This is a genomic window from Pseudomonas frederiksbergensis, from assembly GCF_001874645.1.
GTDB lineage: Bacteria > Pseudomonadota > Gammaproteobacteria > Pseudomonadales > Pseudomonadaceae > Aquipseudomonas > Aquipseudomonas frederiksbergensis_B.
In genome coordinates, this window is the sequence record NZ_CP017886.1 from 3,843,867 (window position 1) to 3,870,443 (window position 26,577).

At 60.6% G+C, this 26,577-nt stretch carries 23 protein-coding genes, 1 pseudogene and 1 riboswitch; of the genes and pseudogenes, 11 read left to right on the plus strand and 13 right to left on the minus strand.

Going from position 1 to position 26,577, the window contains the following annotated elements; genetic code table 11:
• Positions 1-8 precede the first annotated feature (8 nt).
• The 5 genes from BLL42_RS18465 to BLL42_RS18485 form a co-directional block, all read right to left on the minus strand.
• A complete protein-coding gene (locus BLL42_RS18465; RefSeq protein WP_071553364.1) occupies positions 9-1,277 on the minus strand; it encodes an NAD(P)/FAD-dependent oxidoreductase in 1,269 nt (422 codons plus the stop codon).
• Positions 1,274-1,510, minus strand: a complete 237-nt coding sequence (locus BLL42_RS18470; RefSeq protein ID WP_071553365.1) for a (2Fe-2S)-binding protein — start codon at positions 1,508-1,510, stop codon at positions 1,274-1,276. The genes BLL42_RS18465 and BLL42_RS18470 overlap by 4 nt, the downstream gene beginning before the upstream one ends.
• The gene (locus BLL42_RS18475; RefSeq protein ID WP_071553366.1) at positions 1,507-2,622 is read right to left on the minus strand and encodes an NAD(P)/FAD-dependent oxidoreductase; all 1,116 of its coding nucleotides are present in this window, start codon (positions 2,620-2,622) and stop codon (positions 1,507-1,509) included. Before BLL42_RS18475 ends, BLL42_RS18470 begins: the two co-directional genes overlap by 4 nt.
• Positions 2,619-3,554 carry a 4-hydroxyproline epimerase gene (locus BLL42_RS18480; protein WP_071553367.1) on the minus strand — a complete coding sequence of 312 codons (936 nt, stop codon included), beginning with the start codon at positions 3,552-3,554 and terminating at the stop codon, positions 2,619-2,621. Before BLL42_RS18480 ends, BLL42_RS18475 begins: the two co-directional genes overlap by 4 nt.
• A 106-nt stretch (positions 3,555-3,660) precedes the next feature.
• A complete protein-coding gene (locus tag BLL42_RS18485; RefSeq protein ID WP_071555791.1) occupies positions 3,661-4,341 on the minus strand; it encodes a GntR family transcriptional regulator in 681 nt (226 codons plus the stop codon).
• Between the two features lie 200 nt (positions 4,342-4,541).
• Here BLL42_RS18485 and BLL42_RS18490 point away from each other — a divergent pair, with 200 nt between their 5' ends.
• On the plus strand, positions 4,542-4,814 hold the full coding sequence (locus tag BLL42_RS18490) for a PA4642 family protein (RefSeq protein WP_071553368.1): 273 nt from the start codon (positions 4,542-4,544) through the stop codon (positions 4,812-4,814).
• A 180-nt stretch (positions 4,815-4,994) separates the two neighbouring features.
• Here BLL42_RS18490 and mqo read toward each other — a convergent pair whose 3' ends face one another.
• Positions 4,995-6,503 carry a malate dehydrogenase (quinone) gene (mqo, locus tag BLL42_RS18495; RefSeq protein WP_071553369.1) on the minus strand — a complete coding sequence of 503 codons (1,509 nt, stop codon included), beginning with the start codon at positions 6,501-6,503 and terminating at the stop codon, positions 4,995-4,997.
• Positions 6,504-7,343: 840 nt separating this feature from the next.
• Between mqo and BLL42_RS18500 the strand changes: the two genes are divergently transcribed.
• Positions 7,344-7,928: a YajG family lipoprotein gene (locus BLL42_RS18500; protein ID WP_071553370.1), complete on the plus strand. Its 585-nt coding sequence runs from the start codon at positions 7,344-7,346 to the stop codon at positions 7,926-7,928.
• 289 nt (positions 7,929-8,217) lie between these two features.
• Here the strand turns inward: BLL42_RS18500 and BLL42_RS18505 are convergent, their stop codons facing one another.
• Both BLL42_RS18505 and BLL42_RS18510 read right to left on the minus strand, forming a co-directional pair.
• A complete protein-coding gene (locus tag BLL42_RS18505) occupies positions 8,218-8,424 on the minus strand; it encodes a hypothetical protein (protein ID WP_071553371.1) in 207 nt (68 codons plus the stop codon).
• A 279-nt stretch (positions 8,425-8,703) separates the two neighbouring features.
• Positions 8,704-9,867: a 1-acyl-sn-glycerol-3-phosphate acyltransferase gene (locus BLL42_RS18510; protein WP_174553335.1), complete on the minus strand. Its 1,164-nt coding sequence runs from the start codon at positions 9,865-9,867 to the stop codon at positions 8,704-8,706.
• Between the two features lie 143 nt (positions 9,868-10,010).
• Between BLL42_RS18510 and BLL42_RS18515 the strand changes: the two genes are divergently transcribed.
• The 3 genes from BLL42_RS18515 to BLL42_RS18525 are packed head-to-tail and all read left to right on the plus strand — an operon-like array spanning position 10,011 to position 11,123.
• Positions 10,011-10,193: a CPXCG motif-containing cysteine-rich protein gene (locus BLL42_RS18515; protein ID WP_071553373.1), complete on the plus strand. Its 183-nt coding sequence runs from the start codon at positions 10,011-10,013 to the stop codon at positions 10,191-10,193.
• Positions 10,194-10,205: 12 nt separating this feature from the next.
• On the plus strand, positions 10,206-10,466 hold the full coding sequence (locus tag BLL42_RS18520; RefSeq protein ID WP_019693603.1) for a putative signal transducing protein: 261 nt from the start codon (positions 10,206-10,208) through the stop codon (positions 10,464-10,466).
• Between the two features lie 36 nt (positions 10,467-10,502).
• Entirely contained in the window at positions 10,503-11,123 is a 621-nt protein-coding gene (locus BLL42_RS18525; RefSeq protein ID WP_071553374.1) for an SOS response-associated peptidase, read from the plus strand.
• 45 nt (positions 11,124-11,168) lie between these two features.
• On the opposite strand, the gene BLL42_RS31090 is transcribed toward BLL42_RS18525, so the two are convergent.
• Positions 11,169-12,011 (minus strand): methyl-accepting chemotaxis protein, encoded by an 843-nt coding sequence (locus BLL42_RS31090; RefSeq protein ID WP_408004033.1) that lies wholly within the window; start codon positions 12,009-12,011, stop codon positions 11,169-11,171.
• 12 nt (positions 12,012-12,023) lie between these two features.
• A pseudogene (locus BLL42_RS31095) lies at positions 12,024-13,418 on the minus strand (methyl-accepting chemotaxis protein); the annotation flags it as partial.
• A 167-nt stretch (positions 13,419-13,585) separates the two neighbouring features.
• Here BLL42_RS31095 and BLL42_RS18535 point away from each other — a divergent pair.
• On the plus strand, positions 13,586-14,404 hold the full coding sequence (locus BLL42_RS18535; protein ID WP_071553376.1) for a M48 family metallopeptidase: 819 nt from the start codon (positions 13,586-13,588) through the stop codon (positions 14,402-14,404).
• A 69-nt stretch (positions 14,405-14,473) separates the two neighbouring features.
• Here BLL42_RS18535 and BLL42_RS18540 read toward each other — a convergent pair whose 3' ends face one another.
• The 3 genes from BLL42_RS18540 to BLL42_RS18550 form a co-directional block, all read right to left on the minus strand.
• On the minus strand, positions 14,474-15,058 hold the full coding sequence (locus tag BLL42_RS18540; RefSeq protein ID WP_071553377.1) for a TMEM165/GDT1 family protein: 585 nt from the start codon (positions 15,056-15,058) through the stop codon (positions 14,474-14,476).
• An 88-nt stretch (positions 15,059-15,146) separates the two neighbouring features.
• Positions 15,147-15,270: riboswitch (yybP-ykoY riboswitch) on the minus strand.
• A 65-nt stretch (positions 15,271-15,335) separates the two neighbouring features.
• On the minus strand, positions 15,336-16,334 hold the full coding sequence (locus BLL42_RS18545; RefSeq protein ID WP_071553378.1) for a methyltransferase: 999 nt from the start codon (positions 16,332-16,334) through the stop codon (positions 15,336-15,338).
• Between the two features lie 33 nt (positions 16,335-16,367).
• The gene (locus BLL42_RS18550; RefSeq protein WP_071553379.1) at positions 16,368-17,333 is read right to left on the minus strand and encodes a 2-hydroxyacid dehydrogenase; all 966 of its coding nucleotides are present in this window, start codon (positions 17,331-17,333) and stop codon (positions 16,368-16,370) included.
• A 92-nt stretch (positions 17,334-17,425) separates the two neighbouring features.
• Here BLL42_RS18550 and BLL42_RS18555 point away from each other — a divergent pair, with 92 nt between their 5' ends.
• The 5 genes from BLL42_RS18555 to BLL42_RS18575 all read left to right on the plus strand — a co-directional run bounded on the left by BLL42_RS18555 (position 17,426) and on the right by BLL42_RS18575 (position 26,561).
• Positions 17,426-18,055 (plus strand): LysE family translocator, encoded by a 630-nt coding sequence (locus BLL42_RS18555; RefSeq protein WP_071553380.1) that lies wholly within the window; start codon positions 17,426-17,428, stop codon positions 18,053-18,055.
• Positions 18,056-18,247: 192 nt separating this feature from the next.
• Positions 18,248-19,930 (plus strand): fatty acid--CoA ligase, encoded by a 1,683-nt coding sequence (locus BLL42_RS18560; RefSeq protein WP_071553381.1) that lies wholly within the window; start codon positions 18,248-18,250, stop codon positions 19,928-19,930.
• Between the two features lie 338 nt (positions 19,931-20,268).
• The gene (locus BLL42_RS18565; protein WP_071553382.1) at positions 20,269-22,158 is read left to right on the plus strand and encodes a DUF1302 domain-containing protein; all 1,890 of its coding nucleotides are present in this window, start codon (positions 20,269-20,271) and stop codon (positions 22,156-22,158) included.
• A gap of 28 nt (positions 22,159-22,186) precedes the next feature.
• Complete coding sequence (locus BLL42_RS18570) at positions 22,187-23,551, plus strand: DUF1329 domain-containing protein (RefSeq protein WP_071553383.1); 1,365 nt, start codon at positions 22,187-22,189, stop codon at positions 23,549-23,551.
• A 271-nt stretch (positions 23,552-23,822) separates the two neighbouring features.
• Positions 23,823-26,561 carry a winged helix-turn-helix domain-containing protein gene (locus tag BLL42_RS18575; RefSeq protein ID WP_071553384.1) on the plus strand — a complete coding sequence of 913 codons (2,739 nt, stop codon included), beginning with the start codon at positions 23,823-23,825 and terminating at the stop codon, positions 26,559-26,561.
• The last annotated feature ends 16 nt before the right edge of the window (positions 26,562-26,577 follow it).

The window sequence follows — 26,577 nt, forward strand, 5'->3', positions numbered from 1 at the left end:
AGAGAGCCTTACTCTACGGTGGCGGACGCGGGATTGGGAAGCTCGGCAAGCTGCAACAGCGTGTCGATGCGCGTCGGGGAAAAGGGTGGACGTGGTGCCGCTAGCGGCCAGTCGAACAGGTAACGGGTCGCTGCACCGCAGACCCGTCCCTGGCAGGCACCCATGCCGCAACGCGTGTACAGTTTGGCCTGGTTCCAGTCGGTGCAGGTCTTGAGTGCTGACAGCGCAACGTCTTCACAACGACAAATCAGCGTATCGGCCGTGGCCAGGTGTTTCAGTTCGTCGCGCAAGGCAAAGCTGCGTCGCAACTGATCGGCGAACGCTTGCCAGCGTTGCCGCTGCGGCCAGAGTGCGCGGGCTTGCCGGACTTCACCGACGGCCATCAATCCTGCGATTGCACCCTCGATCCATGCCAGCTCACTGCCGCCAAAACCTGTGCATTCGCCCGCGGCATAGTGTCTGTTCAGGCTACTGAGCTGGCTCGCGTCGACGGCGATCGCGTCGTCCTTCAATTCGCAGCCCAGAGCGTGGGCCAGTTGGGTATTGGGGATCAGGCCGAAGCCACAGGCCAGTCGCTCACAGGGGATGTCGACGATCCGCCCCTGGCGTTTCAGGCGTATGCCTTGCAGGTGGTTGTCGCCATAGGCTTCGAGGATGTAGCTGTCGCTGCGGTAATGACGATCAAACAACTGCAAGGCTTGCAGCCACTTGGCTGGCCATCGTGGCAGTTGCAGGGCAAACCCGGCGACGGCTCTTAGCGGCGCTTGTTCGGCGATGTGCACGACCTGGCCCCCGGCCTTTTTCGCGGTGGCCGCGCTGGCCAGCAGCAGCGGACCACTGCCGGCAATCACCAGCCGTTCGCCGGCCACCGGCATGCCGCCCTTGATCAGCGCTTGCAGCCCGCCCGCGCCGGTGACGCCGGGCAAGGTCCAGCCGGGAAACGGCAGCAACAGTTCACGGGCACCGGTGCACAGAATCAGTTGTTCGTACTCGATGCTCCAGCCGTGCTCGGGGTCTTCCAGCAACAGCTGTCGGGCACCGGCCAACGCGACCACGCGTGTCGAATTGAACACCTGAACGTTACTCGCTGCCGCCAGTTTCTGACGATGAGCCTGAGCATTGCTCGGCAAGTGTGCATTGACGCCATCACGCCAGATTTGCCCGCCGGGTACCGGGTTGTCATCGATGATGGCGATGCGTGCGGTGCTCGGTGCGGCCGCCAACGCTGCCGCCATGCCCGCAGGCCCCGCGCCGATAATCAGCAGATCGACTTTCATGGCCGGGTCTCCACGCACATGCCTGTGCGGCAGGTGGTCTGGCAGGCAAGGCGGCGCTGACCGTCGATACTCACCCGGCACTCCTGGCAAACCCCCATCCCGCAAAAAGGCGCCCGGCGCTGACCGCTGACCGAGGTTCGACTGCAGCCGTCGCCAGCCAGGTAGAGCAGCGCTGCAACCGTTGTACCGGCGTCGACCGATACCGTGCGGCCATCGAGGCTCACTTCAATCATGCGCGTAACCCTCGTGCGGTGGTCAGGAAACGCCCCGGCAGATAAGGCGTCGGGTCGATGGCCGGAGTGGTTTTACACAGCTGCGCGGCCAGCAGATGCGCACTGCCGGGAGCTGTGGTCACGCCCAACCCTTCATGCCCGGCCGCCAGCCACAAACCCGCTTGCTGCGGATGCTCACCGAGCAGCGGCAAGCCATCGGGCGTGGCGGCGCGCAGGCCGGTCCAGCTGCGGATGGCGTTCATCCCGGCCAGCTCCGGCAAATAGTCGATTGCCCGGCGCAGCATGCGCGCCAACACCGAGGCTTCGACGCTCAGGTCGGTGGTGTCGAACTGGCGTGACGAGCCGAGAAAGAGTTGCCCGGTCGGGCGTGGCTGGGCATTGAAGGCAACCGAGGTGCCTTCGCTGGCGTGAGCACTGGTGACATAGCCCAGCTCGACCAACTGGTGATGGATCTTGCCAGGGTAACGGTCGGTGATCAGCAGGTGGCCCTTCTTCGGGCGAATCGGCAGCTCGGGGCACAGCTCGGTGGCATGAATGCCGTTGGCCAGCACCACCGCTTCGGCACGCAAGCGTTCGCCAGTAGCCAATCGCAGTTGATTGCCGTCGACCTGCGAGACGTCGACCGTGCGCCGAGTGATTCGGCCAGCGTTCTGGTTGAGCAGCCAGTGCGCAGCATTCGGCGCGTAGAGAATGCCGTCGCCGCTGACTTTCAGTGCACCACTCAGGCCGGCGCGCAGCATCGGCTCGGCTGTGTACAGGGCACGCGGGTCGAGCATTTCACAGGCGATGCCCTGGGCCTTGAGCGTCTGACGTTTGTGCTCGGCGCCGGCCATTTCCTCGTCATTGGCAGCCAGCCATAGCGTGCCGCAGTTGCGGTAGGCGCAATCGGGGTCCAGGCGCGGTGCCCATTGTCGCCAGAGTTCGATGGAGTATCGGCTCAGCGCCAATTCGGCCGGGTTGTCATCTATCGCCACCAAGTGGCCCATGCCGACCGCCGTGGCGCCGCCGCGCTGGCTGTCGAGCACCAGCACGTCGAGCCCGCGTTGCGCCAGCTCATGGGCGCAGGCACTGCCGACAATACCGGCGCCGATGACGATGACGTCGGCATTCATGAGCCGATGCCCCACGCGAACGGGTCGTCTTCCTCCAGCAACAAGTGGTTCTCGCCACTCATGTGGGCGCGACCGCGAATGGTCGGAATGATGCGTTGCGCGTCGAGCCGCTCGTAACTGGCTTCGAACTGGCTGCCGATCACACTGGCCTGGCGCCAGACTTCGCCGGGCTGCAATTTACCGTCCGCTGCCAGGCACGCCAGCTTGGCGCTGGTGCCGGTGCCGCACGGGGAGCGGTCGTAGGCTTTGCCGGGGCAAAGTACAAAGTTACGGCTGTCGGCCTCGGGGTCGTCGGCGAACAGCTCGATGTGATCGATTTCGCCGCCATCCTCACCGCGAATGCCCTGGTTCTCCAGGGCTTCACGGACCGCCCAGGTGTAAGCGGTCAGGGCTTCGAGGTTATCGCTGGCAATCCGCTGGCCGTGTTCGGCGATCAGGAAAAACCAGTTGCCGCCCCAGGCGATGTCGCCGCTGACCGTGCCGTAACCCGGCAGCGTCACCTGCACGGCCTTGCGGTAGCGCCAGGCCGGGACATTGCGCACGCTGACCGAGCGATCCTCGTGCAAGGTCGCCTCGACCGTGCCGACCGGGGTTTCGATCCGGTGCACGCCGGGCTCGATGCGCTTCAGGTACGCCAGTGAGACCACCAGGCCAATGGTGCCGTGACCGCACATGCCGAGGTAGCCGCTGTTGTTGAAGAAAATAACCCCGGCACAAGCGCCGGGATCTTGCGGCTCGCAGAGCAGGGCGCCTACCAGCACGTCACTGCCGCGTGGCTCAAGCACCGTGGCGGCGCGCCAGTGGTCGTGCTCCTCGGCGAGGCGGCGCTTGCGTTCGGCCATGGAGCCGGTGCCCAGTTCCGGGAAACCGGCGATGACCAGGCGTGTCGGTTCACCGCCGGTGTGAGAGTCGAGGACGTGGATACGTTTCATGAAGGGCGCCACCTTGCACAGGAAATGTCTGTGCAAGACTGGCGTTTGAGGCGCGCAATGGCTTGAGGGATTTAACCGTTACCGATGACGAAATCGGCACAGTCGATCAGATTCGCGCAGGTGCATTCGGCAGGTGTTCATAGAGCGTGCGGCACACACCAATGATGTGCTGCTCGATCAGTTCGGCGGCTTTGTCGGCGTCACCGGCCCGGCAGGCAGCGAGAATGTCGCGGTGCTCGTGGTCCGCACGGTCCTTGCCTTCCGACAGGCTCATCTGCATGCGCAGGTAGCGTTCGACCTTGTCATGAATCGAGCGGATCAGGTTGAGCAGGAACGGCCGCTGCGCCGGCTCGTAGAGGCAGGCGTGCAGGGCCCAGTTCAACTCGGCCCAGCGGCCGACGTTGTTTTCGTCGATGAACTCGGCACAGATACTTTCGGCGCGCAGGAACGTGGCTTCGGTCATGTTCGGCACGGCCAGGCGAATCGCCTGGACCTCCAGCAGCACCCGGACTTCAAAGATCTGCGCCAGTTCGGGCTCGGATATCTTCGTCACCACCGCGCCCTTGTTGCGCTGAAACTGCACCAGGCCTTCCGCCTCAAGGCGTTTGAGCGCCTCGCGCACCGGGATCTTGCTGACGTTGAACAAGCGGGCGATGTCGTCCTGACGGATCGGTTCGTCTTCGGCAAAATGACCGCCGATGATGGCCTCGCGCAGGTGCTTGGCGATGACTTCCGAAGCTGAGGGCGCAATCCCCAGATTTGGGGCATTGAAGCTGGGTAGAGGCACGTGAATGAATCCCGGCAAGGCGTGATGGCGAATATTGTATACGAGCACGTCAGAGCGCCAAGCGCTTTTGCGTTGCGCACTGTCTGGGCGCACTTGCGTACCGGTATCGGGCGCACGCATTGAGTGCTGGTCGTTGAGGCTTGGGGCGGGGCAGGGGTAAACTGCCCGCCCCGTGAGATGTCTGCGAGCTGGAGTCGGCAATGCGTAAAGATAAGAAACAGGTGATTGGTGACGAGATCGGCGATGCGCAGATCAAATTGTTCCTCGATTTTGAACCGATCGACGCGACTTCACCGTCCCTGCACAAACTGATCAAAGCCTACCGTGGCCTGCGTATCGACGATTTCGAGCGTTTCCTGGTGTTCTTTGTCGAGGCCGGTTACGACCTGGACGGCAAGGACTTTGTTGCCCAGATCCAGGATCAGCGCAATGCCGCTGACTACATCGAGTTGATCAACAAGGCTCGCGGTTAAGATCAAAAGATCGCAGCCTGCGGCAGCTCCTTGGGGTTTGCATACACCCCCAAACATTGTGAGTGTACTCGGTCGGCGTAGGAGCTGCCGAAGGCTGCGATCTTTTAAGAGCCATAAAAAAACGCCCCGCACTCAATGAGTACGGGGCGTTTTCTTTTTTTGGGAAAGGGCGTGCGAGCATCAAGCGAAGCTTGGGGTCTCGCTGCTTTCTGCAACCAGTTCCAGCGCGACGTTGTTCTGCGCATTGATCTTGCGATACAGCGCAGCGTCGGTTTCCAGGACTTTTTCCCGAGCCGGGAAGATTTCGGCAAGCTTGGTCGCCCACTCACCCTTGGCTTTGCCAGGGAAGCATTTTTCGATCAGCTCAAGCATGATCGACACCGTGACCGACGCGCCTGGCGATGCACCGAGCAGTGCCGCAAGGGATCCGTCCTTGGCGGCAACCAGTTCGGTACCGAACTGCAGGATGCCGCCTTTTTTCGGGTCTTTCTTGATGATCTGCACGCGCTGGCCAGCGACTTCCAGACGCCAGTCTTCGGCCTTGGCTTGAGGGTAGAAGCGGCGCAGCGATTCCAGGCGTTGTTCCATCGACTGCATCACTTCACTGACCAGGTACTTGGTCAGGTCCATGTTGTTTTTCGCCACGGCCAGCATCGGGCCGATGTTGCCGGCGCGAACCGACATCGGCAGGTCCATGAACGAACCGTGCTTGAGGAACTTGGTGGTGAAGCCGGCGTAAGGTCCGAACAGCAGGGACTTCTGGCCATCGACGACACGGGTGTCCAGGTGCGGCACCGACATCGGTGGCGAACCCACCGCTGCCTGGCTGTAGACCTTGGCCTGGTGGTGCTTGACCACTTCCGGGTTGTCGCAACGCAGCCATTGGCCGCTGATCGGGAAGCCGCCGAAACCTTTGCTTTCTTCGATGCCCGAAGCCTGCAACAACGGCAAGGCTGCGCCGCCAGCACCGAGGAAGACGAATTTGGCATCGACTTCACGGCTGTTGCCGCTGTTGACGTCCTTGATGCTGACGGTCCAGCCGGTGCCGTTACGCTTGAGACCGGTCACGCGCTTGCAGTACTTGACCTGGGCATCGGGTGCGCTGGTCAGGTGCTTGAGCAGTTGATTGGTCAGGGCACCGAAGTTGACGTCGGTGCCGTTCATCACGCGGGTCGCGGCGATGACTTCGTCGGCCGGACGCCCCGGCATCATCAATGGCATCCAGTCGGCCATTTTTGCCTTGTCTTCGGTGTATTCCATGTCGGCGAAGGCGTGGTGCTTGCTCAGCACCTTGTAACGTTCCTTGAGGAACGAAACGCCCGCGTCACCTTGCACGAAGCTCAGGTGCGGGACCGGGCTGATGAAGGATTTCGACGAGCCGAAGGTGCCTTTTCGGGTCAGGTAGGACCAGAACTGCTTCGACACCTCGAACTGGGTGTTGATGTGCACGGCTTTCTTGATGTCGACGCTGCCGTCAGCGGCCTGTGGCGTGTAGTTCAGCTCACACAGCCCGGCGTGGCCGGTACCGGCGTTGTTCCACGGGTTGGAACTCTCCGCGGCACCGGAATCCATCAGCTCGACGACTTCCAGCTTGATCGCGGGGTCGAGCTCTTTGAGCAATACAGCCAGGGTGGCACTCATGATGCCGGCCCCAACCAGTACTACGTCGACTGCTTCGTTATGCGCCATTTAACGCGTCTCCAAAATCTGCAGCACCAAATTGTCGGCATAGCTGCCAGGAGTGACGGGGCATACTCTGTAGAGCCCCGGGTCACCCATGGCCAGGATCGCCATGTCCGAATCTTCGCAATTTTTCGCAACTTCGACGCACGCTACCTACCGGGCTTAGGGTTCCTATGAACTCACTTCAGCGCGCGGGAGGCAATTCGACTTATGGTCGATACGTCCGTTTGTGCAACCAAATCCGTAGTGGACAGGCTTCAGGCTCCAGTTCTTGAGGAGTACTCGGTCCTGTGTCGTTGGGCTGTTGTAGACGCTAATGGTGCATGTTCAGACGCAAAACTATTCATTTGCTCGCCACACTCTTGTGAAGTTGTGAAAACCCGTTTTTTCACGCTCTTTTGAAGACGTGAACCTCAAAAAAGGGCTGTCCCAGCCTGGCACCGTGCCCGGATGGATTGCCGCCATGGGATACAGGGCAGGCAAAACGGGCAAACAGCTCAGTGACCGAGCGTAACGACAGCTCTGGCAGATTCGTGAAAAGTGGTGGTTTGCAGGATAAACAGCAAGCTCGCCAGCTTCACTCGATCTGTGTGGGCGGCTCTCTGTGGGCGGTGCGGGGGAGCTGATACGCAGGTATCAGCGATGCTGCGAGGCCCGATCAGGAGACGTCCTTATAATCGGGGGGAGATTGTAGCGAAGAAACGCAGGGAAATGGTCGTGTTTAATGACTTTTATTAGCCGTTCGGTCAGGTGGGCTACATGGCATGTGTTCAGGGTTGCTGGTTCGAAGGCGCTGCCCCCCGCTATACTGCGGGTCTGTCTGTATTTGCATCTGGAGAGTAACGCATGTTGCAACGCCTGTTGTTCGGTTTGATCACTGTGACCAGTTTGACCCTGGTTGGCTGCGCCAACAGCCCGCAACAACTAGCCCCGGAACCAAAACTGACGACTCAGTTGGCGCCGGTCGGGCATGGTCAGCCGGTGGTGGTGAGGGTGGTCGACGGTCGTCCGTCGCCAACCTTGGGCACGCGTGGTGGCCTGTACCCTGAAACGAGTGCAATCACGGTGCAAGGTGCGCAAATTCTGCCTAAGTTGCAGGCTCAGGCCGAAGCGGCTGTGCGTCTGTTGGGGTTCACCCCGACGCCCAACGCTTACAACGCGCCGCAGTTGACGGTGACGCTGGCTGAATTGAGCTATCAGTCGCCTAAAGAAGGCATGTATGTGACTGAGGCGACTATTGGCGCGGCTTTCCGCTCTGATGTGCAGAATGCCAACCGTCGTTACAGTGGTCGTTATGCGGCGTCGCTGAATCAGCGTTTTGGTATGGCGCCGAATCAGGAAACCAACACCAAGCTGGTAAGCGATGTGTTGAGCGATGCGTTGACCCGGTTGTTCAAGGATCCGACGGTGGGTCAGATGCTCGGCGAATAACGGTTCGCTGTATTCAAGAAGCCCGGCGCCAGTGATGGCACCGGGTTTTTTTATGTCTGTCGCCACGGGCGCACCCCATTCCCCTGTAGGAGCTGCCGAAGGCTGCGATCTTTTGATCCTGGTTTTTTGTTGGTGTACATATCCGTTACTGCGGTAAGGGCTGCTGGTGGTTTTAACGCAGCGCGGATCAACATTGATAGAGGCGCCGATGGAGGTATCTACGGGTTGACGGAGAGGCTCAGGGCGTGAAGGGGCGGGTGGATCAAAAGCCAAAGGCAAAGCCAAAGCTTCAGGCGGCTTCTACATAAAAGTCCAGCATGCTCACACCGGTCAGCAGGTCGGTTTCCGGCAGGTCGGCGTGTTGGTGACCGCCCAGGGCGCAGTAGACGAGCCAGTGGCGATCCTGGACGTTGAAGGCGAGGCTGCCGACGAGGTTTTGTTGTTCGTCGCTGGGGGTGATCAGGTACAGACGATCCTGGTTTTCTGCGTGCAGCATGACAGGCTCCGTGTCGTTTTCGAGGGCGACAGACTGGCTTGTCAACGTGACGCTCAGGTGACAGTGCGCATTAATCAGTAAATTATCGGTCACGGAGTGCAAAGCGCAGGGCGTAAAAAGCGTCTGGCCACTTGTAGCTGCTTTCAAGTCACAGGTGCTGTTTTTTACGTGAGGGGCATGACGTCGCTGCCTATGATCATGGATCAGCAGGCATTTTTGAGGTTCGCATCACCCATGAAAACGGCGCCCGAGGCGCCGTTTTTGTATTCAGCCGAAACCTTACAGCGGTAAACCCGCTTTGACCCGGTACTGATTGCGCACCGGTGTGGCGTATTGCAGCACCAGGAACGGCCGATGTTCCTCGGGGCACGCATCGAGGCGGCTTTGCCATTCTTGCTGGGCCTTGGTCAGTTCCTCGGCCGGGAACAACTGGGCGGCGCTCGGCACTTGCAGGTGCGGGTCGGCGTTGCTCCATTGGGCGTACGCCAGGTAGTGCACCGGGAACAACCGGTAACCACCGAGGATCTGCCGGTCCATCTCGATTGCCAATTGCTTGGTGTCGTCGAACAGCTCGCTGATTGGTGTAGCGAAGTTCACGTGGACCCGACCTTTGTAGCCGGTAATGCCTTTGGCGATACTCACATCATCCTCGCCGGACACCTTGGTGTAGCTGCCGGTGGTGGCGCGGATGTACAGCTCGCGGGCCTTGGCCTGATCGCACGGGTCGTACTCGTAGCTGATCGACACTGGCGTCAGGTTCAGCGACTGGATCACCTCGCCAAACGGCTCGTCCTTGCGGCTCATGTGGAACATCTTGAGGATCGCCGACTCGGTACGGTCGTCACCGTCCTTGGCGCGGCCTTCGGCCTGGGCGATCCAGATCGACTGGCAATCATGGCGGATCGAGTGATTGATGTAGGCCGACAGCAGCTGATACGCCGCCATCTTTTCACGACGACCGCTGATGGAACGGTGCACGATGAAGCTCTTGTTCAGGCGCATCAGATCGCTGACGAAGGGCTTTTGCAGCAGGTTGTCACCAATGGCGATGCGCGGTGTCGGCAGGCCGGCGTGGTAGATCGCGTAGTTGACGAAGGCCGGGTCCATCACGATGTCGCGGTGGTTGGCCAGAAACAGATAAGCGCTGCCGGACTTGAATTGTTCGACCCCGGTATAGGTCACGCCGTCGGTGGCACGCTCGATGGTGTGGTCCACATAAAACTCGACCTTGTCTTGCAAGGTCGCAACCGATGAGATGCCGGCAAACTCACGGCGCAGCCGATAAGCTATAAGTGGTTTGAGCATCCAGCCGAAGGCACCGGCAAAGCGCGGGAAGCGGAAGTGGGTGAGGATATCTAGAAACGCCTTGTCGCCCAGCAACCGTGCCAGCACTGCTGGGACTTCGCTGTCGTCGTAAGGTCGGATGGCATCGAATTCGCCCATCATGCTCTCTTGTTAGAAACGGCTAGGGTAAGTAATGGATTAGATCGATTACGGCAGGAGTACAGTCTGAAAAATAGGCTCAAACAAAAATAGCCCTGCAAATAGACCGGCGATTATACGCACAAGTCACTTGGGAGACCGCGATGCTGGAAACCGAGCGCTACGAATGTCCTTATTGTGGTGAAGAGGCGGAGGCCGTTCTGGATTTGTCTGGAGGGGATCAGACGTATATCGAGGATTGCCCCGTGTGTTGTCGGCCTATCAGATTTACTCTGCAGACCGACGGTCATGAATGGATGCTCGAAGTTCACAGCGAAAACGAGTGAAGGGTGGCCGCTATGCAACGCATCTACGACCCGGAAAACCTGATGGAAGGCGAGTTATTGCAAGGCATGTTGGCCAGCGAAGGGGTCGAGGCGCATCTGGTGGGGCGTGATCTGCTGGGCGGCGCGGGCGAGTTGCCGGTGTTTGGGCTGCTTGGACTGGCGGTGGATAACGATCAGGCACAATACGCGCGGGAGTTGATCGCTGCGTACAATGCCGCGCTGCCGATGCCCGGCGACGAGCCGGATAGCTTTCCTGACGTCCTGGTCTGTTAGGCTGGCGTCCGTTTTCGTTCAGAGTCGTGTTGCCCCATGTGTGGACGTTTTGCCCTGTTTCGTTGGAATCCCGCCTTCGCGGCCTTGCCCGGCTTCCCGGCCGATCAGCAGGCGCAGTGGAATATTTCGCCCAATGATTCGGTGCTGATCCTGCGCGCCGAGGCGGGTCAGCGCACGCTTGCCCGCGCGCGCTGGGGGCTGACGCCGCCGTGGCTGACCGACCTGTCGAAGACCCCGGCCCATGCCCGGGCAGAGACCGTCGCCGAGCAGCCGATGTTTCGTGAGGCTTTCCGTCAGCGCCGTTGCCTGTTACCGGCCAACGGTTTCTACGAATGGCGCGGCACCACCCGCAAACGCCCGTACTGGCTGACGCCGGGCGAAGGCTCGTCACTGTTTTTTGCGGCGATCTGGGAAGCGTATCCGGTGCAGGAACAGGTGTGGCTGAGCACGGCGGTGGTGACTCAGGCCGCCTCGAATCAGCGTCGTCCGTTGATTCTCGATGCCGCCGGTCAAGAGGCCTGGCTCAATCCCGAAACTCCGTTGCACACCTTGCAGGCGCTGCTCGCCAGCGAACCTGCCGCATTGCGCGAGCGGGTGCTGGCGAACCTGGTGAATGATCCAAAACTCAATGCGCCGGAATGCCTGACCCCGGGCTAGCCAGCCTGATCGTTCCCACGCTCTGCGTGGGAACGATTATTGGCCTTAAACCCTGAACTGATTGATCAACCGCCGCTGCTGCTCGGCCAGTTTGGTCAGATCCGCACTGGCCGCGCTCGACTCATCCGCGCCGCCCGCGACTTCATTGGCCACCTGACCGATATTGATCACGTTGCGGTTGATGTCATCGGCGACAGCGCTTTGCTCTTCGGCGGCGCTGGCGATCTGGGTGTTCATGTCGTTGATCACCGACACCGCCTGAGTAATGGTCTCCAATGCTTGTGCTGCCTTGGCCGCGTGCTGCACGCTTTCGTCGGTCTTGTTCTGGCTGTCTTCCATCACCCGTACCACGTCGCGTGTGCCTTGCTGCAACTGTTGAATCATCGACTGGATTTCTTCAGTCGCCTGCTGGGTTTTCTGCGCCAGGTTGCGTACTTCATCAGCGACCACCGCAAAACCGCGACCTTGCTCACCGGCCCGTGCGGCCTCGATGGCGGCGTTCAGCGCCAGCAAGTTGGTCTGTTCGGCAATCCCGCGAATGGCGATCAGGATCGCGTTGATGTTCTCGCTGTCCTTGGCCAGGGATTGCACCACGCCGACCGCTTTACCGATTTCCACCGCGAGGACGCCAATCGAAGTCGAGGTGTCGCGCACGATCTGCATGCCCTGGGCGGCGGCCTGATCGGCATGGCTGGCGGCTTGTGCCGCCTGGGTTGCGTTGCGGGCTACGTCCTGGGCGGTGGCGGTCATCTCTTGCACCGCGGTGGCCACCTGATCAATCTCGGCCATTTGCTTGTGTATGCCGAGGTTGGTGCGAATGGCGATGTCGGCGGTGTGCTCGGATGAGTCGCTGACGCTCTGCACCGAGGTCACCACCTGGGTGATCATCGCCTGCAACTTGGCGAGGAAGGTATTGAAGCCCTTGGCGATCGAACCGAGTTCGTCGGCGCGGTCGCTGGTCAGGCGGCGTGTCAGGTCACCTTCGCCCTGGGCGATGTCATCGAGCATGGCGACCATCTGCTTCAGCGGTCGGGCGATGCCGTGGCCCACCAGCCAGATCACCAGCAAGCCCAGGCCGGCAATCACCAGGCCGACCATGGCCATGCCAAAGGTGTCAGCCTTGCGTTGGGTGTTCAGGTCACCCTGGAGTTGTTGCAAATCGGCCATGACCGCGTTCAGCGGCAATTGCAGCAGCAGGGTCCAACGCGCATCGGTCTGGCCGATGCCGAACGGCAAGTACAGTTCGATCCTGCCGTTGGCCTTGTCGACGTTATAGGTCACTTCGGCGCGATTGAGCTTGCCCAGATTGGCAACTTGAGTGGCGTCGAGGATGTCGCTGACTTTTTCGCCGAACTTGCTCGGGTCCTTTGTGTAGGCCACCAAACGCTGGTTGCCGCCGATCAGGGCCATTTCACCGGCACCGTTGTAAAGCTTCTGGTTGGCGGCGAGGAGCATTTCCTGAATGAAGTTTACCGACAAGTCAGCACCGACGATGCCCTGAAAGGTGCCGTTGAGCATGATCGGTTCAATAAAGGAGGCGAGCATGACGATCTTGTCGCCGACCTTGTAAGGCGCCGGGTCGATTACGCAGGATTTTTTGCTCTCCTGGGAGCACAGGTAGTACTCACTGGCGCGCACACCCGTGGACAGCACGGTGCGGTCATTGACGTCTGCCAGCTTGTCGACGCCCAGGCTGCCGTCGTCGTTGCGAAACCACCACGGCAGGAAGCGCCCGGTGGTGGCGTCGATGCCGACGGTGTTACTGCCGATGTAGGCCGCGTCATTGTGATCCAGTGCGTTCGGTTCCCAGCCGATGTAAGTCCCGAGAATCTTCGGATTCTTCGCGACGTTTTCCTTGATCAGGCTGATCAACTGCTCACGACTGAGGTTGAGCAGGGGTTTGCCGTCGGCATCCTGGGAGCCAATCAAGGCGTTGACCCGAACCAGTCCACCGGCGATCAGCAGGGGCGCTTCGAGCTCGCGCTGGATCTGGCTGACCTGGGTTTGCGCCAGTCCGCGCAGACGTTGCTCGATGACTTGCTCGAATTGCGCCTGGGTCCGCTCCTGGACCATTTCCTGGGTACGCGCGCCGGAAAACAGCGCATACAGCACCAGCGCAGCCACCACGCTGAGCACGATGGCGCCGGCAAGCGCGGCGACGGAAAACTGGATCGACTTGAATTTCATAGGGGCTCCGGACGCAGGATGACGTCTGCCGAGCTGTATCGGCGGACGTTGGAAGGTCCATGAGTGGTTTTTTTGCCGATGACTGTTTTTGAACTCTGCAGGTCGCATAGAGACAGGTGTCAGGCCTGCGTGCTGTCGGGGCAGCGGGGTTAAATGAATGTATTGCGACAGTGAAATGGAATGTATCGGTAAATGCTGTGCTGCACGTCTGTTGTATCTGGTGCTGATACAGTGCAGCGCCTAGGATACGCGGCATGTTTTCAGGGAGCTTGTTCATGAATAAAACATTGGTTTTGTGTGCGTTGAGTGCAAGTCTGCTGCTCAGTGGTTGCCAGTCGGTCAACACCACCAGCAGTGGCGCGGTGGGCGTGGAGCGCAAGCAGTACATGTTCAGCATGCTGTCGACCGATGAGGTCAATCAGATGTATGCCCAGTCTTACCAAAAGACCGTGGGTGAGGCGAGTAACAAGGGGGTGCTGGACAAGAGCAGTAACGAGGCCAAGCGGGTCCAGGCGATTGCCAGTCGGCTGATCGCTCAGGCACCGGTTTTCCGGCCAGATTCGGCGCAGTGGAAGTGGGAAGTCAATCTGATCAAGAGTGATGAACTCAACGCCAACTGTGGCCCTGGCGGCAAGATCATTTTTTACACCGGGCTGATCGACAGCCTGAAACTCACCGACGATGAAATCGCTGCGGTCATGGGCCATGAAATCGCCCACGCCTTGCGCGAACATGGTCGTGAAGCAATGTCCAAGGCCTATGGCATCGAAATGGCCAAGCAGGGCGCGGGTGCCTTGCTCGGGTTGGGACAGGACACACTGGCACTGGCCGACACCGTGGCCAACTACGGCATGACCTTGCCCAACAGCCGCGCCAATGAAAACGAGGCCGACCTGATTGGCCTGGAACTGGCCGCCCGCGCCGGTTACGACCCGAACGCCGCAATCACGTTGTGGAACAAAATGAGCAAGGCTTCCGAAGGTTCGCCGCCTGAGTTCATGAGCACTCACCCGGCCTCCAGCAGCCGGGTTGCGTCGCTACAGGCAGCGATTCCAAAAGTCATGCCGCTTTACCAGCAGGCCAGGAAGTCCTGATGGTCATGCGCTAAGGCTGAAGACTTGATCGTTCCCACGCGGGAGCGTGGGAACGATCTTCCTGCTGGGTTACACCCAGCCGCTGCTCTGCATCGCCTTGTACACCGCAACGATGGCCAGGATGAAGAACGCCGACGCTGCCAGGCGACGGATCAGGGTCAGGGGCAGTTTGTCCGCCGCAAAGTTACCCGCCAGTACCACCGGCACGTTGGCAATCAGCATGCCGAGCGTAGTGCCGATGATCACCAGCCACAGTTCAGGGTACTGAGCGGCAAGCATCACGGTGGCGATCTGGGTCTTGTCACCGATTTCCGCGAGGAAGAACGCAATCAGCGTGGTCAGGAACGGCCCGAATTTGCGCGCAGTGCTGGCTTCGTCCTCATCCATCTTGTCTGGCACCAGGGTCCACAGCGCCGTCGCGGTAAAGCTCGCGGCGAGGATCCAGTGCAGCGTCGCGTCCGAGAAGAAACTCCCGAACCAGGCACCAACGGCACCCGCAGCGGCGTGGTTGGCCAGGGTGGCAGCGACGATGCCGGCGATGATTGGCCAGGGTTTGCGAAAGCGTGCGGCGAGAATGAGCGCGAGCAATTGCGTCTTGTCGCCGATTTCGGCCAAGGCAACGACTGCGGTAGGAACGAGCAGAGAATCCAGCATCAGGGTTTTCCTAAGGGGCGGGTCGACACGGCTATGACACGTACAGCCTCCCCGCCCCGGGTAAGGTGTGCGTGTCATAGGTCTTGTCAAACCCTGCGATCCGTCTGTGCGGACGCTGGGGTCGCATACGCCATGGTCTGAGGACCAAGTATGTTGACGTATGCCGGACGAGCATGGCGCTCGTGGGAGACTACTCCCCTAGGACGGAGCGGATTCTGCCTAGGCCAAATCCATTCGGCAAGCCTTCTTTTTCAAAAACGGCTCTGTCAAAAAGTGCTCAGCCGCGCTTGGCCCGGTAGATCCGGAAACCTTGCCCTTCGGCCTTGATCGAACACTGCCCCAAGTGCTCTTCGATCAGTGGTTGGTACTTCAGGAAACTGTTGGCCACCAAGCGCAGTTCGCCGCCGCTTTTCAGATGTTTGACTGCTTTTCGCAGCAAGTTCTCGGTAGCGAAATAGTCCGTGTGGACCCCGACATGAAACGGCGGATTGCTCAGGATCGCGCTCAAACCCATCGGCGCAGCGTCGATGCCATCGCCGGTCAGGACCTCGGCTTCCAGACCGTTGGCGGCCAATGTCAGGCGGCTGCTGGCGGCGGCGAACGCATCAACGTCAAGCAGGGTGACGGTGTTGTGTGGATAACGCCGTTTCACCGCCGCGCCCAGAACGCCGGCACCACAACCGAAGTCCAGCAAGTGACCGCTCGGCAGTTTGTCCAGGTGTTCGAGCAGCAGGGCGCTGCCGCGATCCAGTCGACCGTGACTGAACACGCCCGGCAGGCTGATGACTTTCAGCGGGCCTTCGGCCAGCGGCAGTTCGTACTCCTGCGCCAGGCTTTCCAGCGATTTGGCCTCGGGCGCATTGGCCACGGTCACCTGCCAGAGCTGGCAGTGCCGTGCGCTGTCGAGCTTGCGCGGTTTGCCGAAGGGGTTCAGCTGTTTGGCCGCGCCTTCGATACCGCTGCGTTTTTCACCCACCAGGTACAGCTCACGACCGGCCAGGCGCGAGGCGAGGGCGTTGAGGATGTAGTCGGTCAGGTCCTTGGATTTTGGCAGGAACACCACGGCCGTTTCAAAGGCGCGACTCGGGGCATTCACGCCAAAGTGGCTGCGCTCGGCAAAGCGTGCGTCCAGTGCCGCTTGGTCGCCAGCGTGCCAGCACCAGCCGTGGGCGTTGGGCAATTTGCCCAGCAAGTCATCGGCGGGCAAACCGGCCAACAACAACTCGCCCTGAAACAACTCAGCCTGACGAAGCAGTACTTCACTGCGCGGATCCATACTCTGCTCCTTGAAAAAAAGTGCGGCAGTTTATCAACTGACGACCCGCAGCGCTGTACCGCTGAAGAAGCCTTGAGCGTTTTCGCTCAGTTGACCGACGATCCGTTGCCGCGCCTCGCGGCTGCCCCAGGCATTGTGCGGGGTGACGATCAAGCGCGGGATGTCGGCGGCCAACAGAGGATTGCCGGCGGTGGGTGGCTCGACACTCAGGACGTCAGTCGCTGCGCCGCCCAGATGACCGTTGCGCAGCGCATCGGCCAAGGCCTGTTCATCGATCAGGCCACCGCGCGCGGTGTTGACCACAAATGCACCGGGTTTGAGCCGCGCCAGTTCGCGGGCACCGATGAAGTGGCGGGTGTGTTCGTTGAGCGGGCAGTGCAGAGTCAGCGCGTCGATTTGCGGCAGCAGTTCATCCAGCGGCAAGCGGTCGGCGCGGGCCGGACGTCCTGGCAGTTGGCCGAGCAACACGCGCATGCCAAAGGCTTCGGCCAGCCGCGCGACGGCGCCACCCAATTCACCATGGCCGAGCAGGCCGAGGGTTTTGCCTTCGAGTTCGACGATCGGGAAATCCAGCAGGCAGAACTGTTTGGCCTGCTGCCAGCGGCCTTCACCGACGGCTTTCTGATAGTCACTCAGTCGGGTGGCGAGGTTCAGCAGCAACATGATCGTGTGCTGCGCCACCGACGGCGTGCCGTAACCCTGGCAGTTGCTCACGGTAATCCCCAGGGCGCGGGCGGCGGCCAGGTCGACATTGTTGGTGCCCGTGGCAGTGATCAGGATCAGCTTCAGCTCGGGGCAGGCGTTGAGGGTTTCGGCGTTCAGCAGGATTTTATTGCTGATCGCGACGCTGGCGCCTTGCAGCCGTTCGACGATGTTGTCAGGCGTGGTCAGTGAGCACAGCTGCAAGTCATCGAAGCACTGCCGCAACCCACTGAGGTCGAGGTCGCCGAGGTCCAGAGAACTGTGGTCGAGGAATACGGCGCGGCGATTGTTGGTCATTAACTGTACCTTTTGCGCGTGAGTCTGAAGGCGTAATCTGCCGAGCCTACCAGATGAAACAAGTCGTTACGCTTGGCCTAAAGGAGCCCCCCATGTACTGGACAGAGTTTTTGACCGTCGCCCTGATTCACCTGCTTGCCGTGGCAAGCCCTGGTCCGGACTTTGCCGTGGTGGTGCGTGAGGCCGTGACCCACGGTCGTCGCGCTGGCACCTGGACGGCGCTGGGCGTCGGCTCGGCGATTTTCCTGCACGTGGGCTACTCGTTGCTCGGGATCGGTCTGATCGTTTCGCAGTCGATCATGTTGTTCAACGCGCTGAAATGGCTGGCGGCCGCCTACCTGCTGTACATCGGCTTCAAGGCCCTGCGCGCGCAACCGGCGAAACCGGCCAGCGAAGACCTGCACAAGGAAGCCGGCGAGCGCACCGCACGCGGCGCATTTACCGCAGGGTTCGTGACCAACGGCCTGAACCCCAAAGCCACGCTGTTCTTCCTGTCGCTGTTCACCGTGGTCATCAACCCGCATACACCGCTGGCGATTCAGGCCGGTTACGGCGTTTACCTGGCTGTGGCCACCGCGATCTGGTTCTGCCTGGTAGCGATGCTGTTCAGCCAACAGCGTGTACGGGCCGGTTTCGCCCGCATGGGCCACTGGTTCGACCGCACGATGGGCGTGGTGCTGATCGCCATCGGCGTGAAACTGGCCTTTACCGAGATGCATTAATCGGGAGTTGCTCTCGAAGCTAACGAAGATCGCTTCTACGGTTGATTGCGTGGCGGTAGGGCGGATGCTGGCGTAACGCTAGCATTTGTACGGTTCTGCAAATCATCCCTTTGGCTGATTTAGCTGGCGCTCCGGCTGACTAAAGTGCTTATCTTTTCAGCCAAGACCGTGCAGTCAGATAAAGGGATGCTTATGTTGCAGACTCGCGTTGTTCCGCCAGCCAAAGGCGCTTATCAATACCCGCTGTTGATCAAGCGGTTGCTGATGTCCGGCAGCCGTTATGAGAAAACCCGCGAGATCGTCTACCGCGACCAGTTGCGCTACAGCTACCCGACCCTCATCGAGCGTGTCGCGCGGCTGGCCAACGTGCTCACGGCGGCCGGGGTCAAGGCCGGGGATACCGTGGCCGTGATGGATTGGGACAGCCATCGCTACCTCGAATGCATGTTTGCCATCCCGATGATCGGTGCGGTGATCCACACCATCAACGTGCGCCTGTCGCCCGAGCAGATTCTCTACACCATGAACCACGCCGAGGACCGCTTCGTGCTGGTCAACAGCGAGTTCGTCGGGCTGTACCAGGCGATTGCCGGGCACCTGACCACGGTCGAGAAAACCCTGCTGCTCACCGACTTGCCGGAGAAAACCGCCGACTTGCCCAACCTGGTGGGCGAGTACGAACAACTGCTGGCTGCCGCAAGCACGCAGTACAGCTTCGAAGATTTCGACGAAAACTCGGTGGCGACCACCTTCTACACCACCGGCACCACCGGCAATCCGAAGGGCGTGTATTTCACCCATCGGCAACTGGTGCTGCACACCATGGGCGTGTCGACGATCATGGGCAGCATCGACAGCGTGCGCCTGCTGGGCACCAACGACGTGTACATGCCGATCACCCCGATGTTCCACGTGCATGCCTGGGGCTTGCCGTACGTGGCGACCATGCTTGGGCTCAAGCAGGTTTACCCCGGCCGTTACGACCCGGAATACCTGGTGGAGTTGTGGCGCAAGGAAAAGGTCAGTTTCTCCCATTGCGTGCCGACGATCCTGCAAATGGTTCTCAACGCCAAGGCCGCGCAAGGCACGGATTTCGGCGGCTGGAAAATCGTCATCGGTGGCAGCGCCCTGAATCGCGCGCTGTACGAAGCGGCCAAGGCCAAGGGCATTCAGTTGACCGCCGCCTATGGCATGTCGGAAACGGGTCCGCTGGTGTCCTGCGCTCACCTTAACGATGAACTGATGGCCGGCACTGAAGACGAACGCACCACGTATCGCATCAAGGCCGGCGTGCCGGGCCCCTTGGTGGAAGCGGCGATCATCGACGCTGACGGCAACTTCCTGCCGGCGGACGGCGAGTCCCAGGGCGAACTGGTGCTGCGCGCGCCGTGGCTCACCGAAGGGTATTTCAACGAACCGGAGAAGGGCGCCGAGCTCTGGGCCGGGGGCTGGCTGCACACCGGCGACGTGGCGACCCTGGACAGCATGGGGGTGATCGATATCCGTGACCGGATCAAGGACGTGATCAAGACCGGTGGCGAGTGGATTTCCTCCCTGGACCTCGAAGACCTGATCAGCCGCCATCCGGCGGTACGCGAAGTAGCAGTGGTCGGTATCCCGGATCCGCAATGGGGCGAGCGCCCGTTTGCCTTGCTGGTGGTTCGAGAAGGCCATGTGATTGGGGCCAGGGAACTCAAAGAGCACCTCAAGCCTTTCGTCGAGTTGGGGCACCTGAGCAAGTGGGCGATCCCGAGCCAGATCGCCCTTGTTACTGAAATTCCCAAGACCAGCGTCGGCAAGCTCGACAAGAAGCGCATCCGCGTCGACATCACGCAATGGCAGGCCAACAACAGCACCTTCCTGTCGACGCTTTAAGCGTCCTTTACCGTGCCCGAAAGGGCCCGGCAAGCCCACCAAGCAAGCGCTTGTCTTGTTTATTCCGAGTTTTCAGCCATCCTTGCCGGGCCGACATCTGTCGGACTGGCAACAGGACTGTTCCAGAATGGTCAGGGGTTGCAAATCACACTTTAGAGGGATCAAGCCGTACTACCTGCTGGCTATAGTCCGCTCAAGGATTTTTAAGAACGGGGCAAACGCACAAAGCGAGGCGATGCAACTTTGAATGACTTCGGGACGAGATGGGCTCCCCGTGATTCAGAGCGTTTTTAGAAGTGCTCACTGCCATAACAATAAAAGCACATGGAGTAGCGTCGATGACATCAGTAAACCAGTTCTGGCGCCGGGCAAAACTGCCTCTGGCGGTCAGTCTCGCCTCTACGCTCGCCGGGCCCGCATTCGGCGTCAGTTTCAATGTCGGTGAAATCGAAGGTCAGTTCGACTCGTCCCTCTCCCTGGGGATGAGTGTGTCTACCCAGCAACCGAACAAGAACCTGATCGGTGTCAACAACGGTGGCAAGGGCCTGTCCCAGACCTCCGACGACGGTCACTTGAACTTCAAGAGCGGGCAAGCCTTTTCGAAGATCTTCAAGGGCATCCATGACCTCGAACTGAAATACGGCGATACCGGCGTTTTCGTACGCGGTAAATACTGGTACGACTTCGCGCTGCAAAACCAGGACCTGGAATTCAAGAACGTCAGCAATGACGGCCGTAAGGAAGGCGCGAAGTCGTCGGGTGGGGAAATCCTCGACGCCTTCGTCTACCACAACTACTCCATTGCCGATGAGCCGGGTTCCGTACGCCTGGGCAAACAGGTGGTCAACTGGGGTGAAAGTACCTTCATCGGCGGCGGCATCAACTCGATCAACCCGATCGACGTGTCCGCATTCCGTCGTCCCGGTGCCGAGATCAAGGAAGGCCTGATCCCGGTCAACATGTTCTACATCTCGCAAAGCCTGACCGAGAGCCTGTCGGCTCAAGCGTTCTACCAGATCGGCTGGGACCAGACCGTTGTCGACAACTGCGGCACCTTCTTCTCCCAGCCAGACATTATTGCCAACGGTTGCACCGACAATCTGCGCGTACTGAACAAGCGTTCGACCATCCCGGCCATCGCATTGGGGCCCTTGGCTGCGAATGGTGTCAACGTCAACGAAGAGGGGGTACTGGTGCGTCGCGGGCAAGACCGCGAGGCGAGCAACAGCGGCCAGTGGGGCGCGGCCTTCAAGTACATGTTCGATCCGCTGGACACCGAGTTCGGTGCCTACTTCATGAACTACCACAGCCGTGCACCGATCTTCAGTGCGACCGGTGCTCCGCAGTCGATCTATAACGGTGTCAAGGCATTGCCCGGACCGTTCCAGGCCCTCGGGCCGCTGCTGGTCGCGGGTAACTCGCAATACTTCGTCGAGTACCCGGAAGACATCCGCCTCTATGGTCTGAGCTTCTCCACCACCCTGCCTACCGGTACGGCGTGGAGCGGTGAGATCAGCTACCGGCCGAATGCGCCGGTGCAGTTGAACTCCACCGATATCCTGTTCGCCGGTATTCGTCCGCTGGGTGGCGCGCTGACCAACGCTTCGTTGCTCCAGGGTGTTCCAGGGGAAGACCTGCACGGCTATCGCCGCAAGGAAATCACCCAGATCCAGACCACCTTCACGCACTTCTTCGATCAGGTCATGGGCGCCCAGCGTCTGACCCTGGTGGGTGAAGTCGGCCTGACTCACGTCGGTGGCCTGGAAAGCACGTCCGATGTCCGTTATGGCCGCGATCCGGTCTTCGGCCCAGGCGAACTGCCCGCCACGGGTGGCCTGGATACCTGCTCGCAGATCCTCAACACCTCCACCATCAACGGTGCGGGGGCGGGTGCGGCGACCAACAACCGTAGCAGCAACTGCAACAACGATGGTTTCACCACCGCCAACTCCTGGGGCTACCGCGCCCGGGCCATTTGGGAATACCCGGACGTATTCGCCGGTGTGAACCTCAAGCCGAACGTGGCCTGGTCCCATGACGTCAGCGGTTATTCGCCAGGTCCTGGCGGCAACTTCGAGGAAGGTCGTAAAGCGGTCAGCCTGGGGCTCGATGCCGAGTACCAGAACACCTACACCGCGAGCCTCGCGTACACCAACTTCTTTGGCGGCAAGTACAGCACCGTGGATGATCGCGACTTCGTTGCGCTCAGCGTCGGCGTGAACTTCTAAGCACTGCATCTTCAGGACGAACAACACTATGAAAGTAACCAAAAGTCTGTTGCAAGCGGGTGTCCTTGGGCTTTCGCTGCTGGCCAGCGCGGTCATGGCGGCGGTTCCGGCAGCTGAAGCGGACAAATTGGGCAAGAGCCTGACGCCGATGGGTGCGGAAATGGCAGGCAATGCCGATGGCTCGATCCCGGCCTGGAAACCCATGGCGAAAAACGCCGGCGCCGTCGACAGCAAGGGCTTCCTGTCCAACCCGTATGCCAGTGAGCAACCGCTGTTCACCATCACCGCGCAAAACGTCGACCAGTACAAAGACAAACTGGCGCCGGGCCAATACGCGATGTTCAAGCGTTACCCGGACACCTTCAAAATGCCGGTTTACCCGTCCCATCGCGGCGCGACTGTGCCGGATGACGTGTTCGCCGCCATCAAGGAGAACGCCACCAACACCAACCTGGTGTCCGGCGGCAACGGTCTGGAGAACTTCAAAACGGCCGTGCCGTTCCCGATTCCGAAAAGCGGTGTCGAAGTCATCTGGAACCACATCACCCGCTATCGCGGCGGCAGCGTGACCCGTCTGGTGACCCAGGCCACGCCGCAGCCGAACGGCTCGTACAGCCTGGTGTACTTCCAGGATCAGTTCGTGTTCCGCGACAAAATGAAGGATTACGACCCGAAAAACCCGGGCAACATCCTGTTCTACTTCAAGCAGAAAGTGACCGCGCCGGCACGTCTGGCCGGTGGTGTGCTGCTGGTTCACGAAACCCTCGACCAGGTGAAGGAACCGCGTTCGGCGTGGGTCTACAACGCCGGTCAGCGTCGTGTACGTCGTGCCCCGCAAGTCTCGTATGACGGTCCGGGTACGGCTGCCGACGGCCTGCGTACTTCCGATAACCTGGACATGTACAACGGTGCCCCGGATCGTTACGACTGGAAGCTCGAAGGCAAGAAAGAGATGTACATCGCCTCCGACAGCTACAAGCTGGACTCGCCGACGCTCAAGTACGACGAAATCATCAAGGCCGGTCATATCAACCAGGACCTGGCGCGTTACGAACTGCGTCGTGTCTGGCATGTGGTTGCCACGCTGAAGGAAGGTCAGCGTCACATTTACGCCAAGCGTGACTTCTACATTGACGAAGACACCTGGCAAGCCTCGGTCATCGATCACTACGACGGTCGTGGTCAACTGTGGCGTGTGGCCGAGGCGCATTCCGAGAACTACTACGACAAGCAAGTGCCGTGGTACGCCCTGGAAACCCTCTACGACCTGCAGTCTGGCCGCTACCTGGCGCTGGGCATGAAGAACGAAGAGAAACGGGCATATGACTTCGGCTTCACCGCGAGCACCAGTGATTTCACCCCGGCTGCGCTGGCTCAGGACGGCGTTCGCTAACGTGTCGTAACCCAGAGGCCGCATCCTCGAAAAACGCCCCGACTGGTTCGGGGCGTTTTTTTTTCCAAAAAAAAATCGCAGCCTTCGGCAGCTACAGGATGTACGCCGACCCAACGCAGGAGCTGCCGGAGGTTCGGGCCGCGTTCGGACGATCTTTTGATTCGTAGTCTTTTTGTAGCCATTTGTAGCAGGAACCTTCAATCCCATTCGGTTTACCGCTAGTCTGCGGACAGCTGCAATGCCGACAACAGCACTTCAACAAGAGTTGGCTATGACTGACCTGTTCCGAATCCCAAGGCCCTCCAGCGCGGCGATACCTGTGCTGGAGGGGCGCTTTTACCGGCCACCCTTGCCCGACGGCTATGTGCTGCGGCCTCGCCTGTGCGAGCGGCTGAGTGCCGGGTTGCAAGGGCGATTGCTGCTGGTCAGCGCGCCGGCGGGGTTCGGTAAAAGCTCATTGGCGGTGGAGTTCTGTCAGAACCTGCCGGCGCATTGGCAAAGCCTCTGGCTGGGGTTGAGTCCGCGCGACAACGATCCCGGGCGCTTCCTCGAACGGCTGCTTGAAGGCCTGCAAAACTATTTTCCACCGCTGGGCAGGCAGGCCCTTGGCCTGCTGAAAATGCGTCAACGCCATCAACCGTTCGCCTTCGAAGAATGGCTGGACGGGCTGCTCGATGAGCTGGCCACTTACCTGTCACCGAGCACGCCGCTGCTGCTGGTTCTGGATGACTACCATCTGGCCCAGGGCCCGGTGCTCGATCGCTGCCTGCAATTTTTCCTCAATCATTTGCCCGATGGCCTGCTGGTGCTGGTGACCAGTCGCCAGCGTCCCGACTGGCACCTGGCGCGTTTGCGCCTGTCGCGGCAATTGCTTGAGCTGAGCGAACAGGAGCTGCGCCTGACCCATGACGAATCCCTGGCCCTGCTTGATCGACACAGCAGTTCATTGCGCGGCGAGGCGCTGGAAAGTCTGATCCAGCGCAGCGAAGGCTGGGTCGCGGGGCTGCGTTTCTGGTTGCTGGCCGCCTCTGAAGCGCGCAATGGCGGCGCGTTGCCGCAGCCGCTGCACGGTGGCGAAGGCTTGATACGCGACTACCTGCTTGAAGAAGTCATCGATTGCCTGCCCGCCGAGGTGCAGTTATTTCTGTACGACACCGCACCGCAAGAGCGCTTTTGCAGCGAACTCTGCGATGCGGTGCGCGAGGCCCATGACAGCGCCGAGATCCTGCGCTTTCTGCTGTCCCATCAAGTGTTCCTGGTGCCGCTCGACGAGCATGGGCATTGGTACCGTTATCACCATCTGTTTTCTGATTTGTTACGCAGTCGGCCGATCGCTAATGCCATGGTGCCCGCCGCCAGCCTGCACCTGCGCGCCTGCCGCTGGTTCAACGCCCAGGGTTTGCTCGATGAAGCGGTGGAGCAGGCATTGCGCGCCGGGCACCTGGATGTAGCGGCGAACCTGGTGCAGAACCTTTCCGAAGAACAGCTGCTGGCCGAACAGAACGTCGGCATGCTGCTGCGCTGGAAAATGGACTTGCCTGACAGCCTGCTGATCAGCACCCCGCGGCTGATTGTGCTGTACAGCTGGGCGCTGGGTCTGGCCTGCCAACTCGATGCGGCTGAAGAGTTGGCCAACCACTTGAGTCGCTTCCTGCCGGCACCGTCGGCCACCGCGCAGAAATCCATGTTGGCGCAGTGGCTGGCACTCAGCGGGATCATCGCCCGTGGTCGCGGCCAGCGCGAATTGACGCTGCTGTATTGCACCGAAGCGCTGGAGAGCCTGCCGCACAAGCGCTACGGGCAGCGCTTGATGTGCCTGTCGACCTTGTCCAACCTGGCGATCGCCGACGCGGATCTGTGGCGCGCCCGGGGGTTGAACCGTGAGTCGCTGGAGCTGGCGCAACGGGTCGGTAATCCGCTGTTCGAGGCGCTGGCCCATTACGACCGGGCACGGGTGCTGCAAGCGCGCGGGGAAATTCTCCGTTCGCTGGACGAAGTGCATCAGGGCCAGCAACGTTTGCAGGGCTTATCGCCGCAGCGGCTGTACGCGGTTCGCGCACGCCTGACTTTGTATGAAGGTTTTCTGCTGACCCTGCGTGTGCAGCCCGAGGCCGGGCTGGCGCGTTTGCGGACGGGGTTGAACGAAGCGCGGGCCTGTCGCGATATCAGCGTGCTGATCGGTCATTGTGTGATCGCCAAGCTTGAAGGCAGCAACGGCGAGTTCGCCCGGGCGTTTGCCGAACTGGCCGAGGCCGAACGGCTGATGCACATCTGGGACGTGCCGCCGATTTACTACCTGGCGATGATTACGCTGGTGAAATGCGAGCTTTGGCTGGCTCAGGGCCGCACCGATCTGGCCGAAGCCTGGCTGGCGCGACTCGGCCAGACCTACAACGGCGAGCAAGCTGCGGCGCCGCCGGAGTTTCATCCGCAAATGCCGCTGCACATCGAATTGCAACAAGCGCTGCTGGAGTCCATTCAAGGGCAGCCGATGCTGGCCGAAGGACGTTTGAACGCACTGCTGGGACATGGGCAGAAGACCGGAAGGCAGATGCTCAGCGTGATGGCATTGAGTCAGAAGGTGGCGCTGCTGCTGAACAATGGCCGTGAACCCGAAGCGTGCCTGGCCTTGGGGCAGGCCTTCGAGGCCGCGGCCGGAGGCGTCCTGCAACCCTTCGAATGGTTACTGCGCGAACGCCCGGACTGGCTGCGTGAGCAACTGGCGCAGTGTCCGGCCGGTGCACTGCGTGAGAGCCTGATCGAACGCTTGCCCCAAGCCGCTGCCCGCGAGATGGTTGAGCCGCAGCACGCCGGTGAAACGCTCAGCGCCCGCGAACAGGCCGTACTGCAATTGATCGCCCAAGGCTGCTCGAACCAGGAAATCAGCGATCAGCTGTTTATCTCGCTGCACACCGTCAAGACCCACGCCAGCCACATCAACAGCAAGCTCGGTGTCGAACGCCGCACTCAGGCCGTGGCCCGGGCCAAGGAGTTGGGGTTGTTGGCGTAACGCCCAACACGCCGAT